This is a genomic window from Thiomonas sp. X19, from assembly GCF_900089495.1.
Taxonomy (GTDB): domain Bacteria; phylum Pseudomonadota; class Gammaproteobacteria; order Burkholderiales; family Burkholderiaceae_C; genus Thiomonas_A.
On record NZ_LT605203.1, the window covers coordinates 382,860 to 398,555 of the forward strand.

The 15,696-nt window shown below is 66.7% G+C and carries 14 protein-coding genes; 9 read left to right on the top strand and 5 right to left on the bottom strand.

Annotation, left to right across the window (positions count from 1 at the left end):
* Window positions 1-82 precede the first annotated feature (82 nt).
* Window positions 83-1,621 carry a cytochrome-c peroxidase gene (locus THIX_RS01905; protein WP_112488073.1) on the top strand — a complete coding sequence of 513 codons (1,539 nt, stop codon included), beginning with the start codon at window positions 83-85 and terminating at the stop codon, window positions 1,619-1,621.
* Between the two features lie 307 nt (window positions 1,622-1,928).
* Here THIX_RS01905 and THIX_RS01910 read toward each other — a convergent pair whose 3' ends face one another.
* Both THIX_RS01910 and THIX_RS22855 read right to left on the bottom strand, forming a co-directional pair.
* Window positions 1,929-3,788, bottom strand: coding sequence for a hypothetical protein (locus THIX_RS01910; protein ID WP_146748432.1), 1,860 nt, complete (start codon window positions 3,786-3,788; stop codon window positions 1,929-1,931).
* A 16-nt stretch (window positions 3,789-3,804) separates the two neighbouring features.
* Window positions 3,805-4,770, bottom strand: coding sequence for a hypothetical protein (locus tag THIX_RS22855; RefSeq protein WP_146748433.1), 966 nt, complete (start codon window positions 4,768-4,770; stop codon window positions 3,805-3,807).
* A gap of 272 nt (window positions 4,771-5,042) precedes the next feature.
* On the opposite strand from THIX_RS22855, the gene THIX_RS01920 reads away from it, so the two are divergent.
* The gene (locus THIX_RS01920) at window positions 5,043-6,194 is read left to right on the top strand and encodes a sensor histidine kinase (RefSeq protein WP_112484608.1); all 1,152 of its coding nucleotides are present in this window, start codon (window positions 5,043-5,045) and stop codon (window positions 6,192-6,194) included.
* Window positions 6,187-6,828 (top strand): response regulator transcription factor, encoded by a 642-nt coding sequence (locus tag THIX_RS01925; protein WP_112484609.1) that lies wholly within the window; start codon window positions 6,187-6,189, stop codon window positions 6,826-6,828. The genes THIX_RS01920 and THIX_RS01925 overlap by 8 nt, the downstream gene beginning before the upstream one ends.
* A gap of 187 nt (window positions 6,829-7,015) precedes the next feature.
* Here the strand turns inward: THIX_RS01925 and THIX_RS01930 are convergent, their stop codons facing one another.
* Together THIX_RS01930 and THIX_RS01935 are read right to left on the bottom strand one after the other, a co-directional pair.
* On the bottom strand, window positions 7,016-7,648 hold the full coding sequence (locus tag THIX_RS01930; protein ID WP_112484610.1) for an FMN-binding negative transcriptional regulator: 633 nt from the start codon (window positions 7,646-7,648) through the stop codon (window positions 7,016-7,018).
* A gap of 17 nt (window positions 7,649-7,665) precedes the next feature.
* Window positions 7,666-8,409, bottom strand: coding sequence for an SDR family oxidoreductase (locus THIX_RS01935; protein WP_112484611.1), 744 nt, complete (start codon window positions 8,407-8,409; stop codon window positions 7,666-7,668).
* A 121-nt stretch (window positions 8,410-8,530) separates the two neighbouring features.
* Here THIX_RS01935 and THIX_RS01940 point away from each other — a divergent pair, with 121 nt between their 5' ends.
* The 4 genes from THIX_RS01940 (at window position 8,531) to THIX_RS01955 (ending at window position 11,880) form a co-directional block, all read left to right on the top strand.
* Window positions 8,531-9,415 (top strand): AraC family transcriptional regulator, encoded by an 885-nt coding sequence (locus THIX_RS01940; protein ID WP_112484612.1) that lies wholly within the window; start codon window positions 8,531-8,533, stop codon window positions 9,413-9,415.
* A gap of 10 nt (window positions 9,416-9,425) precedes the next feature.
* Window positions 9,426-10,187 (top strand): AzlC family ABC transporter permease, encoded by a 762-nt coding sequence (locus THIX_RS01945; protein ID WP_112484613.1) that lies wholly within the window; start codon window positions 9,426-9,428, stop codon window positions 10,185-10,187.
* Complete coding sequence (locus THIX_RS01950) at window positions 10,187-10,519, top strand: AzlD domain-containing protein (protein WP_112484614.1); 333 nt, start codon at window positions 10,187-10,189, stop codon at window positions 10,517-10,519. Before THIX_RS01945 ends, THIX_RS01950 begins: the two co-directional genes overlap by 1 nt.
* Before the next feature lie 164 nt (window positions 10,520-10,683).
* On the top strand, window positions 10,684-11,880 hold the full coding sequence (locus THIX_RS01955) for a PA0069 family radical SAM protein (protein WP_112484615.1): 1,197 nt from the start codon (window positions 10,684-10,686) through the stop codon (window positions 11,878-11,880).
* Between the two features lie 227 nt (window positions 11,881-12,107).
* Here the strand turns inward: THIX_RS01955 and THIX_RS01960 are convergent, their stop codons facing one another.
* Window positions 12,108-12,959, bottom strand: coding sequence for a pirin family protein (locus tag THIX_RS01960; RefSeq protein ID WP_112488074.1), 852 nt, complete (start codon window positions 12,957-12,959; stop codon window positions 12,108-12,110).
* A gap of 306 nt (window positions 12,960-13,265) precedes the next feature.
* Here THIX_RS01960 and THIX_RS01965 point away from each other — a divergent pair, with 306 nt between their 5' ends.
* Both THIX_RS01965 and THIX_RS01970 read left to right on the top strand, forming a co-directional pair.
* Window positions 13,266-14,159, top strand: a complete 894-nt coding sequence (locus THIX_RS01965) for a pirin family protein (RefSeq protein ID WP_112484616.1) — start codon at window positions 13,266-13,268, stop codon at window positions 14,157-14,159.
* 115 nt (window positions 14,160-14,274) lie between these two features.
* Window positions 14,275-15,687 carry an MFS transporter gene (locus THIX_RS01970; RefSeq protein WP_112484617.1) on the top strand — a complete coding sequence of 471 codons (1,413 nt, stop codon included), beginning with the start codon at window positions 14,275-14,277 and terminating at the stop codon, window positions 15,685-15,687.
* The last annotated feature ends 9 nt before the right edge of the window (window positions 15,688-15,696 follow it).

Below are 15,696 nucleotides of genomic sequence, written 5' to 3' on the forward strand. Positions count from 1 at the left end.
TGTCCCTCACGCCTGTCCCTCACGCCTGCCCCTCCCGTCCTCCCCCGCGCGTGGGGAGAGTGTCATGTTGAGTGCAAACATCATGTCGCCTCCCCCTGAGCCTCGTCTGACTTCACCTGCGGCACCGCTCTTCAAGACGCCCGCCACGCGCAAGGGGCGGCGGCGTGCCTGGTGGATCGGCGGATCGCTCGTGGCGCTCGCCGCAGTCGCCATGCTGGACGTGGCTGCACAGCAGCCCGATCTCACGCCGATGGACTGGCTGCTGCACCCCATCGACAGCACCACGCTGGCACTGGGCGGCAACCCGCATCCGGTGCCACTGTTGTTGCCACCGAACCAGCCCTTGTCGGCCGCCGCGCAACTGGGCAGGCAACTGTTTTTCGACACCGCGCTGTCGGCCTCCGGCGAGCAGTCGTGCGCGTCGTGTCACGATCCTTCTCATGCATACAACCCGCCGCTGGGCCGCACCGGGGCGGGGTTGGCCCCCCTGGGGGGCAGCGAACCGAAGGTCAGCGTGGGGGCTCACAACGATCCTCCCCGCGCCAGCGGTCCGGTGATGCTGGGCGGCCCGCATCTCACCACGCCGGGCTACCGCCCGCCGCCCTCGCTGGCCTATCTCTACCGCCAGCAGAACTTCTCCATCGGTCCCGACAACGCGGAGAACGAAACCATCACCCTGCAACGCCTCATCCAGTTGGGCCAGGACGCAGCGCGCATCACCAAAACTGCGCAAAGCACGGCAGCCACGGCGCAAAACCTGGTGCCGCAGGGCGGCTTGTTCTGGGATGGGCGCGTCAACACCTTGCAGCAGCAGGCCGATGGACCGCTGTTCAACCCGGTGGAAATGGACGCCGGCTCGCCGCAGCGCGTGGCCGCCATCCTGCGGCGGCAGCCGTATGCCAAGGACTTCACCCAGCTCTTCGGCCCCAATGTGTTCCTAGATCCGCAGCAAACCGTGGCCGAGGCGCTGTTCGCCATCGCCCGCTACCAGATCGAGGATCCGAGCTTTCATCCCTTCACGAGCCAATACGACGCCTGGCTGCAAGGCAAGGCGCGCTTGAGCGCGCAGCAGATGCGCGGCTATCTGGCGTTCAACGATGTGCACAAGGGCAATTGCGCCGCCTGCCATCTCGACAAACCGACGGCGAACGGGCTTCCGCCACTGTTCACCGACACGCAGTACGAGGCACTGGGCGTGCCGCGCAATCCGCACATTCCGGCGAACAAAAACCCGCGCTATGTCGACCTCGGCCTGTGCGGCCCCTTCCGCACGGATTTGAAGAACCAGACCCAGTACTGCGGCATGTTCCTCACCCCCACCTTGCGCAATGTGGCGCAGCGCCCGGTGTACTTCCACAACGGCGTGTATCACGACCTGAAGCAGGTGCTCGACTTCTACAACTTCCGCGACGTGCAGCCGCAAACCATCTATCCGGTCGGCGCCGATGGCAAGGTCGAGAAATACAACGATCTTCCCGCCGAATACCACGCCAATATCGACACCATCGACCCTCCGTTCAACCGCAAGCCGGGAGAGAAGCCGGCGATGAGCGCGCAGGACATGCGCGACATCATCGCCTTCCTCAAGACGCTCAACGATGGCTGGCGCCCATCGCACTGAACCATTGATCGAACCCTAAACCTGCCTGCTACGAATCCCCAGGGGCAGCGCATGAGCAGGTCCGTCGCTCATGAAACCGTTGCCTTTGTCTAACCGTTCCCCTTACCGGGCTGGTAGAGGTCTTTCATCTTTCAGCAGGGACTCCCCCGCTGGGCGCACAGAAAAAAGCCCACCGTCCGTTCATCGAGGTGGGCTTGCGAGGGCTGCCGTGAGGCAGCATGTTCTTGGACGCTCAAGGAAACGCAGGGCCGCTCCCGAGTTGTCTTGACCCTTCGGGGGGAGTCCGCTGGCGGACTGCTGGGGGCGCTCAGAAGGCTCCGATAGTCCAGGGTCCAGAGCGCACGGCACCAGCCAAGTTGGTCGAGAAGGCCGCCAGGGTCTGCCCTTTGCCAATCAGCGGGGAACCCGCGGCGGGAACCGCGTTGAGATAGCTGTACGGGGCTGCGCTTGGATTGCCCAGCGCGCCCAGGTTGGTCAGCATCGGATTGCCGAACATGCCCTGCGCATCGTTCCCGGATGCGGCCTGCCACTGCGCGAACGTGTCATTCGCCACCTGATTGAACCCCAGGTTGAAGGTGTTGGCATAGCCCGCGTTCCAGTAGGCATTGTTGTTGATGCTCACGCCCGGATCGGCCCCAGTGCCCTGATACCAGATCACCGGCTCGGTCTTGTCGAAGCCGACAATGAGGTTGTTGACGACTTGGCTGTTGTAGTTGTTGGCGCCGTTGTCCCACAGATACAGCCCGATCGCGTATGTGCCGGGCGGCGTCGTCGGTGGCATCACGATGGTGTTGTTGGCGATCAATGTATTTTTCAGCCCATGCTGGCTGCTGCTGGTGAGCATGGCGTTGCCTTCCCAGTACTCGGCAATGCCCACTCGGAACCCCACGATCAGATTGTTGTAGATCTGCGTGTTGGCCAGATTGGCGGTGCAGGGGTTGGCCCCGGAGGAGCCGCATTCATCGCCGATGGATATGCCGGAGTTGAACTTATACATCGTGCTCCATGGGTAGACATTGGGATCGTAGGGATGAATCCAGTCGCTCTGGTTGTAGCCGCTGAAGTACAGGATGTTCTGGCGTGCAATATCGTTGGGCTGGTTGTCGAAGTACATATTGGCCGACCAGTTGTCCATCGACACGTTTTGCTCAAACACCGTGCCCCCGGTTTGCACGCCCGGGGCGCTGCCGTAGGAGATGATGCCTTCGCCACCGTTGTCGTAGACCACATTGCCACGGGCCAAGCCGTTGAGGCTGTTGGTGAACACCAGGCCACCGCTCCAGCCACCACTGGACGAGGCGAAGCCGTTGTTGCCGCGTGGCCAGTTGAGCATGGCGTTTTGGTAGACGCGGTTGTAAAGGGCCTGGTTGTTGGCGTTGTTGGCGCCGTCGCCACCGATCGCCATGAAGTTGATGCCGGCCTTGTCGTTGAACTGTGCGTTGCAGTTGCTGACGAGGATGTTGCTGCCGTAGCCCCAGATGCCGCCGGCACCCGAGCCTTGCGCTGTCAAGCCATTGAAGATGAGATAGTTCTTGTTGAACCAATAGATCGGATTCTGGTTGGACTGGGCCGGGATGACGATATTGGCCGCTGCCGGCGTGGTGCCACCGAAGTCCACGCTCAGCACCCCGGAGGTGTAGGCCCAAAGCCCCGAGCCTGGCGTCACGAGGCTGGCGTCGGTGGGCGGGGGCGACGAGGTGGCCTGGTACGCCGCCGATAGCGCCGGCCTGAGCGGCACACTGTTCACCACGACCGCATCGGGTGTCACGCCAAGCGGCGCCTGCCAGACCGAGCCGGAAACCTGCCTCCAGGCGCTTGTTGCGATGACGGGAGAAGCGTCAATGATGACGGGTCCATTGCCGTAGGAGCCGAAGGTGATGGGCTTGCCGGCCACGCCACTGGCGCCGTTGATCAGGTTGAGGGTGCCGTGGTAGGTCCCGGCCGCGATCAATACGGTATCGCCCGCTTGCACAATATCGGCCGCATGTTGGGGTGTGGCAAAGGCCGTCGCCATCGATGTGCCGTTGTTGCCGTCGCTGCCCGTCGGGCTGACGTAGTAGGTCTTGCCGGTTGTGGACGGCGGTGTCACCGGCGTCGTCGGCTGCCACACTCGCCAGGGCACTGGAGTGGTTGGCGCTGCGGGCGCACCGCCGACTGCGGCACTCACGGCGCAATTGGACGGATTACTGACTGTGGGTTTGCATGGCACAACGCCGGTTGCTGCAAATGTCGTCGTGCCTGCCGCACCGACCGTGCTTGCCGCCCCTCCACCGCAGCCGGATACGGTCGCTGCAAAAAAGATGGCCAAGGCGCTTATTTTTAAATAATTGGTATTCATGATGCCCAATCCACAAAAACGAATAAAATAAATGGCAGGTCGGTTTCAAAAACCGTAGGCCATACCGATCTGGAGTACCGGATGCCAACGATATCCACTTAATGTGTTCAGGAGCCGCGCCGGTTCGGTCTGAATCAGGCCTGAAATCCAGGTTGGCTCTGAACGCCCGCCCTGCGGCCGTCACATTGATCTGCCCTTGATAAGCCACGCCAACGTCACTCCTGAACTGCCAGCCTTCTGTTGGCCCTTGCTTCCCCCAGCCGAAGCCGGAATAAGGGACGTTCTTTGAAAATGAAACCTTGTGATTGATCGAGCCGTCGGCCGCCAATATGTTGGCCATACCGTTTGTTTGATAGATTTGCTGCCGCGGCTGCCCGTTCAAATCAAAGCGGTTGTTGAAAACCGCGCTAGCCCGCTGGAAGATCGCTTCTAAAGGGTGCCTTCCCAGTAATGGCTTGACCTTTCTAGATTTGATAATGCCCCTGTCATCCGACCCATGAATCCCGGTGCGTGCGGTGAAGCGAGAATTGATGGCCCACTGCTCTGCGACAACGCCGCCCGGCACACCGATCTGCGCGTCAACGGCGGTTTCAGCAGCGGCCTCGGCTTGGCCAAAGCTCAGGCCGATGACCAAGGCTCCGACCAGCGCCATGAAGGGGCATGCCAGGTTTTCACGCGTTGTGCTCCACTGTCGGCTGATGGGTGACAAAAGCCGCAAACCTGGCAACTGGATGTGAAGGATTGCCGGATTTCGATGGCTGAATTCTGGCGGGCGCCAGGTGATATCTCCATCGGGTGTTTCGGATTGCAACTGTCAGCAATCGACTGAATCGCGTGTCGGAATATTCTGACAACCCATGTTTGCGGGATGCCTGGGCGCGGCAGGGCATCCGACAATTCCCTCGGTTGCGCGGGGTGTCGTTCCGGGGTCCGCACCGCCACGAGAGCTCGAAAACTCGATGCCTATCACTTGCAAGCGTCTGTCCGCAGCTTCCGCTGGTATCAACACGCCGCGGCCGCGCAGAGTGCTGCTGCAAGGTTTGGATCCGTTCCGTTTCGCCTCGCCAACTCGGGCTTGAAGCCATGCATGCAGGCAGCCGCGACTCACGCACCGAACCCGCCACCGGCGCCAAGCCGAGCCATGTCGGGCGGCCGCCAGAAATTGCGCCGTCGCCCGCCTTGCCGGCCGCCGAGGCCTGTCACCTGATCGAGCGCTTGCCTGGCTTCGTCTTCAGCCTGGAGCATGCCGGCGACCAACTGCATTTCACTTATGCCAGCGCCTGTTGCCTGGCGGTTTGCGGCCTCGCCTACGAGGGGCTGAATGCGCAGGGCTCCGGATTCCTCAGCCTGATCGACGCGCGCGACCTGCCGGCGTTTCATGCGAAGCTGCAGGCCAGCGCGGTCGTCGGCGTGTGGAACTGGGAGGGGCGGCTGCAAACGCCGCATGGGCCGAAATGGGTCAATATCCGGGCGCAAACCAGACCGCTCGGCCCGCTGTTGGCCGAGTCGGTGGGCATCATGCTGAATGTGAGCCAGAGCCATCTGCGCGAAAGCCAGTTGCGCGACATGTCGGCCGAGTTGCGCAGCATGGCGGTGCGGCTCGAATCCGTGCGCGAGCTGGAGCGGGCACGCCTGGCGCGCGACCTGCACGACGACCTGGGGCAGGTGCTCACGGCGCTGAAAATGGATCTGGCCTCCTTGCATCATCTGCTGCGCAAACCCGGCGGCAACGCCCATGCGCAGCTGTTCGAGAACATGGACCGGCTGATCGACGCCGCTGCCGATTCGGGCCGCCGCGTCGCCGCGGAACTCAGGCCCAGCGTGCTCGATCTCGGCCTGGAGCCGGCGCTGCGCTGGCTGACCGACCAGCACCGCGCGCGCTATGGCATACGCCTGCGCTGCAGCGCCCGGTTGCAAGCGCCGATTGGGGAACTGATGGCGACTGAGATTTTCCGCATCGCCCAGGAGGCGCTGACCAATATCGCGCGCCATGCCCAGGCCAGCCAGGCCTGGCTGAAGCTGGCCGATGGGCCCGAGGGCGTCTGCCTGGAAGTGCGCGACGATGGCAAGGGCTTTGCCGCGGCGCCCGCCGAGGCCTTGCGGCCGACCTATGGCATGCGCGGCATGCGCGAGCGCGCGCTGCTGATGGGCGGCAGCTTCAGCCACGGCCCGGCGCCAGAAGGCGGCGCCATGGTCCGGGTCTGCCTGCCGCCCCAGGAGCCGGGCCATGCTTAAGCTCAACCTGCGCGTGCTCATCGTCGACGACCACGCCTTGCTGGCCGAGAGCGTGGCGCGGTTTCTGCAGGCCAACTCCATCGAGGCCGCCTGGTGCGCCGACCCCGGCCAGGCGCTGCAGCGCATGCGCGAGGAGGACTGGAGCGTGGTGCTGCTGGACCTGTCGATGCCCGACGGCAACGGCCTGGACTTGCTCAAGCGCATCAAGCTCGTCAAGCCCGGCCTGCCGGTGCTCATCCTCAGCATGCATCCCGAGCAGCAGTTCGCCCTGCGCGCCTTGCGCAACGGCGCAGCGGGTTATCTGACCAAGGGCTGCAGCCCGGAAATCGTGATCGAGGCCATCCGCAAAGTGGCGCGCGGCGGGCGTTATCTCACCGCCGTCGTGGCCGACCAGCTCGCCATCCATCTCGACGATGGCGACAGCACCGAGACCCCGCACCTGCGCCTGTCGGACCGCGAAATGCAGGTCTTCATGCGCCTGGCGCAAGGCAGCAGCGTCAACGGCATTGCCGAGGAATTGCACATCAGCGGCAAGACCGTGAGCACCCACAAGACCCGTCTCATGGCCAAGCTGGGCCTGGACAAGGACGCCGATCTGGTGCGCTACGCCATGCACCAGGGGCTCATCACCTGAGATCGCCCCCAGGCCTGCGCCGGTTCGCGCGCCAGGCGAATGGCCTCGGCGCATGCTCTGCGCCGCGCCTCCCGAGCAAACTTGGGGCTGAGTGCCGCGGCTCCAAGCCTGCCAGTGCAGGCTTGGACGGCACGAAGGCCAGACGACTCAGGCGGCTGGCGGCCCGGCGTTTCTTGAGGGCGCCGTCTCAACCTGCGCGCCCCACCACATCGGCCATCGCCTGATCGGCCGCTCCGCCACGCTGGCGCAGTCCGGTCACGACACCCTCGCGGTTCTCGGCAGGCTGGTTCTGGCTCGCCTTCCACTTGCCCTGCAGGCTGCTGAGCGGCAGCTCGATACCGACGATGGCGCCCAGCATGCGCTCGATGTAGTCCGGCGGCGCATCGCTCACCGCCCACGGGCGGGGCAGCGCGGCCTCGTGGGTGCGGGTCAGCATCGTCACCAGTTCACGCAGCCAAGCCGCATCGTCCACCACCCGCAGCGGGCCGCGCGCGTGCACCACGGCGTAATTCCAGGTCGGCACCACCTTGCCGGTCTCGCGCTTGGTGGCGTACCAGTTCGGGCTGATGTAGGCGTCGGGGCCGTGGAACACGGCCAGCGCCTCGCTGCCCGGCGGCGTGTCGCGCCACACCGGGTTGGCCCGCGCCACATGGCCGCGCAACAGGCCATGCGGTGAGCCGTCGTCCAGCCACAGCAGCGGCACCGGGTTGGCGTCCAGCCCCGGCGCGCCGTGTGTGATGAGAGTGGCCAGCGGATGGTCGCGCATCAAGGCCCGCAGGGCCGGCGCGTCGGGCTGGGCGAAATGCGATGGCAGGTACATGGTCTGTCTCCGTGATGTCAGCGCCCGCCGCTGATGTCGAGCAGGCTGCCGGTGCAATACGAGGCCGCGTCCGACAGCAGCCAGAGGATGGCCTGCGCCACCTCCTCGGGTTGGCCGCCGCGCTGCATCGGCACGCCCGCTTTCACCCGATCCACCCGGCCGGGCTCGCCGCCGCTGGCGTGGATGGCGGTGTGGATGACGCCGGGGCGCACGGCGTTGACGCGGATGCCCTCGGCCGCCACCTCCTTGGCCAGGCCGATGGTGAAGGTGTCGATCGCCCCTTTCGACGCGGCGTAATCCACGTACTCGCCGGGCGAGCCCAGCCGCGACGCGGCGGACGAGACATTGACGATGGCCCCGCCCGCGCCGCCCTGCCGGGTGGACATGCGGCGCACCGCCTCGCGCGCGCAGAGAAAACTGCCGATGACGTTGACCGCGAACACTCGCGTCAGCCGCGCGGCGTCCATCTCCGCCACCCGCGCCTGCGGCTCCAGCATGCCCGCGTTGTTCACCAGCGCCCGCAGCGGCCCCAGGGCGTCGGCCTGCTCGAACAAGCGCGAGACCTCGCACTCCAGCGCCACATCGGCAGCGACCGCGACGGCTTCACCGCCACCCATCCGTATCTCCGCCACCACCGCGGCGGCTTCGTCGGCATGGCTGCGGTAACTCAGACAGACGGCATAACCCGCCATCGCGGCCAGTCGCGCCGTGGCCGCGCCGATGCCGCGGTTGCCGCCCGTCACCATCAAAACAGGTTTCATGGTCGATCGACATGCAGAGGTGGACACGGCCTCATTCTCGTCCTTTGCGGTGCTTGCGCCGGCCTACCATACGTCGTGCTGAAGTCCTTGGAATGCCACACACGCAGCAGGCTCGCAACCCATGCCCCGAACAGACCCGACACGCGAACAAGCCCGCTTCGCCTTCGCCCCGGATTTTGCGGGCATGGAGATGCTTACTGCAAGCTATTGGGCGCATCGCTTCACGCCGCATGTGCATGACACTTATGTCATCGCGCTGATCGAGCAGGGTGCCGAGCAATTCCGCTGCGGCTGCGACACATGGCTGGCTCCGGCGGGCAGCATGGTGATCGTGCCGCCGGGCGCGTCGCATACTGGGCAGCGCGGTTGCGAATGGGGCTGGAGCTACCGCGTGTTCTATCCAGCGCCGCACATGCTGGCTGCGCTGATGGCGGAATTGCCAGGCGGCGCCGAAGCGCCGCCCGCCTTCGGCGCCGCGGTGCTCACCGACCCGCCGCTGTTCCAGGCCTTGCGCCGCCTGCACATGCTCTTGCATGAGGAAGCCGATGCCCTGCACCGCGCCAGCGCCTGGCGCACGACGATGGGCGATTTGCTGCTGCGGCACGCCGGGGTTGAACCACGCCGCCTCGGACGCGAAACCACGGCGGTGCGCAGGGCGCAAGACCTGCTGCGCGCCGATGCCGGGGCAGCACTGGGCCTGGCCGAGTTGGCAAGCGCCGTGGGCTTGAGCCCGTGGTATTTGAACCGGGTGTTTGCCCGCGATGTCGGCATGCCGCCGCACGCCTGGCGCAACCAATGGCGACTGGCGCAGGCCAAGACCCTGCTGCGGCGTGGGCAAGCTCCGGCGAAGGTCGCTGCGGCGCTGGGCTTTGCCGACCAGTCGCATCTGCACCGGCAGTTCAAACGTGCTTTCGGCGTGACCCCGGGGGCCTATCGAATCGAGCGCGGGGCTGATAGCGGATACCAGCGCAAGAACGTTCAAGACCAGCTGCCGCAGACCCTGTAGTCTGCGCGGCATGTCCGCATCCGCCCTCACGCCCCCTCCCGCCTGGCCAGACCGCCGCCGTGAATTCCGGCGCGGCGTGCGCGACACCGTGCCGCTGCTGCTGGGGGCCGCCCCCTTCGGGCTGATTTTCGGCGCGCTGGCGGCGGGTAGCGCGCTTGGCATCAGCGGAGCGCTGGCGATGTCGGCGCTGGTGTTTGCCGGGTCGGCGCAGTTCATCGCGCTCAGCCTGCTCGGCAGCGGAACCAGCGGGCTGATCGTGGTGTTCACCACCCTGGTGGTCAATCTGCGCCATGTGCTGTATTCCGCCAGCCTGCAGCCCCAGGTGGCGCGCCTGCCGCAGCGCTGGCGCATGCTGCTGGCCTTCTGGCTCACCGACGAAACCTATGCCGTGGTGTATCACCGCTACGCGCGCGACGACGGCGCCCCGTTCAAGCACTGGTACACGGCGGGCTCCGGCGCCATCATGTACGCCAACTGGCTGGGATGGACGGCGGCTGGCGTGTGGCTGGGGCAGGCCAGCCCGGCGCTCGCGCATCTGGGGCTGGAGTTCGCGCTGGTGGCCACGTTCGTGGGCATCGTCGTGCCCTTGTTGCGCGACGCGCCGAGCATCGCCGCCAGCCTCGCCGCGGCGGCGGTGGCCTTGCTGGCGCGCGATCTGCCCTACAAGCTTTCGCTGTTGGCAGCGGCGCTCGCCGGGGTGCTGGTCGGGGTGTGGCTGGACGCGCGCGCCGCCGCGCGCTCACCCAAGCCCGACAGCACGGAGAATGCGTGATGAACGCCACGCCCTGGGCCGTGATCGGAGGGATGGCGGCGGTGACCTTCACCATCCGCTACGCCCTGTTCGGGCTGGGCAGCCGGCTGCGGTTTTCACCGCGTGTGCGGCAGGCGCTGCGCCATGTGCCGGTGGCGGTGCTCACGGCCATCGTCGCTCCCATGGTGCTGCTGCCCGACGGCCAGCATTGGGACCTGAGCTGGCGCAACCCCTGGCTGGCCGGCGCCCTGGCCAGCGCCTTGCTGGTGCTGGGCACGCGCCGCCTGCTGGCCGCCATCGCCGGGGGACTGGCGGTGTATCTGCTGTGGCGCTGGGGCTTTGGCGCGACTTGATCGACGCCAGCATTTCTCCCCATTCTGTTGCGTCATGCGCCTTTCAGCCGCCGCGCCGGCAGCGGCTTGGTGGCGTTGGCTGCGTCGGCCTTGATCAGAACCGTCCTTGCGGTCGCACCAGGCCAGGCATAAACTGGTTTTTATCCAGTTATTCAGGCATCGTGATGCCCGCAAAAACCATTCCCATCCACCGTGCAGCAGTCGCCGCTGCCGTTCCCGATCCAGGCCGCGCCGCGCTCAAGGGGCGGGGTACGGCGGTGCCCATCGCCCACCGCTTCGAGCACAACGCGCGCGATGCCTTCGACGACGGCTGGGGCACGCTGGATGAAGACGTGCTCACCCGCGGCGAGGCCCCGCCGCCCGCCACCACCGTGACCCACGAGCAGGCGCGTTCCCTGCTCACGCGCAACAGTTCGCCCGACATTCCCTTCACCCTCTCGCTCAACCCCTACCGCGGTTGCGAGCATGGCTGCATCTACTGCTACGCGCGGCCGACGCATGCCTATCTGGACCTCTCCCCCGGGCTGGATTTCGAGACCCGGCTGGTGGCGAAAATCAACGCCGCCAGTGTGCTGGAGCGCGAACTGGCACGGCCCGGCCACCAGGCCAGCAGCATCGCCATCGGCTCCATCACCGACGCCTACCAGCCCATCGAGCGCGAACTGCGCATCACCCGCGCCGTGCTGCAGGTGCTGGGCGACTGCGCCCATCCTTACGCCATCATCACCAAGTCCGCCGGCGTGCTGCGCGACCTCGACCTCATCGCCCCCGCCGCGCAGACCGGCCGCGCCTGGGTGAGCGTGAGCATCACCACGCTGGACGCGCCGCTCGCCCGCATCCTCGAGCCCCGCGCCGCCGCGCCTCAGCGCCGGCTGGAGGTGGTGCGCAGGCTGGCTCTGGCCGGCGTGCCGGTGGGCGTGAACGTCGCGCCCATCATTCCCTTCATCAACGATGGCGAAATCGAAACCATCATCCAGGCCGCGGTCGAAGCCGGCGCGCGCAGCATCCACCACACCGTGCTGCGCCTGCCCTGGGAAGTGGCGCCGCTGTTCCGGCGATGGCTGGAGGTGCATGTCCCCGAGCGCGCCGCGCGGGTGATGGCGCGGGTGCAGGACCTGCACGGCATCGTCCCGGCGCAACGCGCCGCGCATCATGGCCGCCCGGCACGCGACTACGACGCCAGCTTCGGCCAGCGCATGCACGGCACCGGCCCCTGGGCCGACCTCATCCGCCAACGCATCGCCAAAGCCAGCGCCCGCGCCGGTCTGCGCGCAGGCGGGTTAACGGCCTTGGACTGCAGCGCGTTTCGCCCACCGTGCAGCGTGCGGGCGGTGGATGCGCGGCAGGGCATGCTGTTTTGATGCGCCCTGCCGTGGTCTTGACAGTTGTCGCATTCGCCACTCGCGGCGCCTGCCATCGCGCAGCGCTCGCCGCCGTGCATGCCCATGCCGAGCAGGCGCCGGTGCACGACCGCAGCGCTTGATGGGTGGAGTGCCCCCAGGCCGCTGCCCTGCAGCGTCCGCCCCCCGAGGGGGTCAAGGAACCTTGGGAACGGCCCGGCGTTTCCTTGGGCGCGCCCCTCGGACGTTCAGAACCTCCCAGCCTGGTAGTCCTGCACGGCCTGCATCACTTCCTCGCGGGTGTTCATCACGAACGGGCCGTAGTGCGCCACCGGCTCGCGTAGCGGCCGTCCGGCGATGAGCAGGAAGCGGCCCGGAGTGTCGCCTGCTTGCACCCGCAGCACGGACGCGGTGTCGCTGGCGCGCAGGATGGCCATGCGGTGCGGGCGCAGCGGCGCGGCATCCGGGCCGACGCCGAATTCGCCCTCGATGCCGTGCACCAGCACGGTGTGGCCGGCAGGTGCGGTCCAGTGGAAGGTCTGGCCTGCCGGAACGGTCAGGTCGAGATAGGTGGGCTGGGTCGGGCGCCCGCGCACCGGGCCGTGCACGGGCGTGCCGTCGTCGCCGGCAAAGCTGCCGGCGACGACGCGCGCCTGCACGCCGTTCGCGCGCTGCACCTCAGGAATACGCTCGGGCGCGATGTCCTGATACGCCGGGTCGTCCATCTTGTGGGCCGCCGGCAGGTTCACCCAGAGCTGGAAGCCCCACATCAGCCCCTGCTCCTGCTGCGGCATCTCCTCGTGGACGATGCCGCGCGCGGCCGTCATCCATTGCACGCTGCCGGGGGAGAGGTCGCCGTGGTTGCCCTTGTTGTCGCCATGGCGCATGCGCCCGGCCATCATGTAGGTGACGGTCTCGAAGCCGCGATGCGGGTGCGGCGGGAAGCCGTCGATGTAGTCGGCCGCCGTGTCGGAGCGGAACTCGTCGAACAGCAGAAAGGGGTCGATCAACGCCGCGAGTTCCGGCTCCAGCACGCGGGTGAGCTTCACACCGTCGCCGTCGCTGCTGGCGCGGCCGTCCACCACGCGGGCCACGCGCATGAGAGCGTCGCCCGAGACGGCTGATGCCGGCGCAGCGACGGAAGGCCCGAGGCCCGTGGAATCGGATCGCGTGGTGGTGACAGACATGGCAAGCTCCAGTGGGGCCGCCGCACCGACCAATGCTGCAGGCGCGGCGGGTTGGGTCATCTTCGATTATGGTGATATGTGGGCGCCCGCACCGAACGCAAGGGCTTGGCGATGTCCCTGCCCTGCGCCACCTTCGCGGGACGTCCGCGCCGCCCGCGTGCCTCCCCCGGACCAAGCACGCCGACGCGTCCAATAACGCCCAAGACCGGAGCCCCAGCCATGACCACCCCCGATCCCAGCACCGGCATTCGCCATCTCTACCAGGCCCATGAACACGACCTTGGCGGCGGCTTCGTCGTGCGGCGGCTGCTGCCCGGTCATCCGCAGCAGGGCGTCGGCCCCTTCATTTTTTTCGACCACTTCGGCCCCACCACCATTGCCGCCGGCCAGAACGTGGACGTGCGGCCGCACCCGCATATCGGCCTGGCGACCGTCACCTATCTGTTCGAAGGCGCCATGCTGCACCGCGACCATCTCGGCACCGTGCAGCGCATCGAACCCGGCGCGGTGAACTGGATGCTGGCGGGGCGCGGCATCGTGCATTCCGAGCGCGTGCCCGACGACCTGCGCAGCCGCCCCTGGACCAGCCACGGCCTGCAGCTCTGGGTGGCGCTACCCCAGGCGCATGAGGACGACGCGCCGGGCTTTCACCATGCGGCGGCCGGCGATCTGCCCGAGACCACGCTGGGCGCGGTGCATGTGCGCGTGCTGCTGGGCCGTGCTTTTGGCCTGGCCTCGCCCGTGCCGGTGCTCTCGCCGCTGGCCTATGCCCATGCCCACTGGCATGAGGCAGGCGGTTGGCGTCTTGAACCGGACTACACCGAGCGCGCCATCTATCCAGCGCGCGGCGCCATCCGTCTGGGCGGCATCACGCTGCAGGCCGGTCAAATGGCGCTGCTCGCCCCCGGCCAGACCGCGGAGGTGCAAGCCGATGCCGGCACCGAAGCCGTGCTGATCGCCGGCGAGCCCTTGGAGGGTCCACGCTTCATCCACTGGAACTTCGCCTCCAGCCGGCGCGCGCGCATCGAGCAGGCCCGGGCCGACTGGGCCGCCGAGCGCTTCCCCACCATCCCGGGCGACGAGCGCGAGCGCATTCCGCTGCCGGTGCGGTAGACGGCATGCCCGATGCGTCGCGTCGTCAAACGTGACGCAAACACGCATTCTGATACACAGCTTTCCGGCGTTTGCGCCCATGATTTCCACATAGCAGCAATTGGGGAGACAAACCATGAGCAGCATTCCCGCGTCGTCGGCGGCGCCCACGTCCACCGCCGCCACCATCGCCGCCCGCATCGACCGCCTGCCGCCATCAAACACGGTGCGCAACATGGTCGTGCTGCTGTCGCTCGGCGGCTGCTTCGAGTTCTACGACCTGTTCCTCACCGCCTACATCGCCCCCGGCATGTTCAAGAGCGGGGTGTTCACGGCCACCACCAAGGCATTTCTCGGCTTCGAGGGCATCGCCAGCTTCGTTGCCGCGCTGTTCCTGGGCCTGTGGGTGGGCACGTTGTTCGTAAGCTGGTTCTCGGACCGCTACGGCCGGCGGCCGGTCTATACTTGGGCGCTGGTCTGGTACTGCATCGCCACCCTCATCATGGCGTTTCAGCAGACGGCGATGAGCATCGACATCTGGCGCTTCATTGCCTCCATCGGCATCGGCGTCGAACTGGTGAACATCGACGCCTATGTCTCGGAACTGGCACCGCAGGCCAAGCGCGGTTCGTACTTTGCGATGAACCAGTTCATCACCTTCAGCGCCGTGCCCATCGTCGCGTTTTTCGGCTGGCTGCTGGTGCCCCACACCCTGGCCGGGCTGGACGGCTGGCGCTGGGTGGCCATCATCGGCGCAGTGGGTGCCATTCCCATCTGGTTCATCCGCCTGGGGCTGCCGGAATCGCCGCGCTGGCTGGAGCGCAAGGGCCGCGTGGCCGAGGCCGACGCCATCCTGCAGCGCATCGAAGCCAAGGTGACGGCCGAGACCGGCCAGGCGCTGCCGCAACCGCATGTGGTGCAGGGCGAAACCGCCGAAGTGCAGGGCCGCTGGAGCGAGATCTGGAGCGCGGCATACCGCAAGCGCACCGTCATGCTCATCGTGTTCAACATCCTGCAAACCGTGGGCTATTACGGCTTTGCCAGTTGGGCGCCGACCTATCTCATCGCCAAGGGTTACGACATTCCGAAGTCGCTGCTCTACACCTTCATCATCGCCATCGCCTACCCGGTGTCCTCGCTCATCGGCACCACCTTCGGCGACCGCTTCGAGCGCAAATGGCTGATCGTGGTTCCCGCGCTGGGCGTGGCGCTGTTCGGGCTGCTGTTCGCCAACGCCGGCGGCGCTGCGGCCATCATCCTGTTCGGCATTCTCGTGACCTTCTGCAACAACATCATGAGTTATGCCTTCCACGCTTACCAGAGCGAGCTGTACCCCACGCGCATCCGAGCCCAGGCCGTGGGCTTCGTCTATTCGTTCAGCCGCATCAGCGCGGTGATCAGCGGCTTCATCATTGCCGACCTGCTCAAGACGTCGGGCGATGTCGGCGTGTTCACCTTCATCGCCGCCGCCATGGTGGGCGTGGCCATCGTCATCGGCATCATGGGGCCGAAGGCGACGCAGCGCCGCCTGGAAGACATCGCCCGCTGAGCGCGGCGC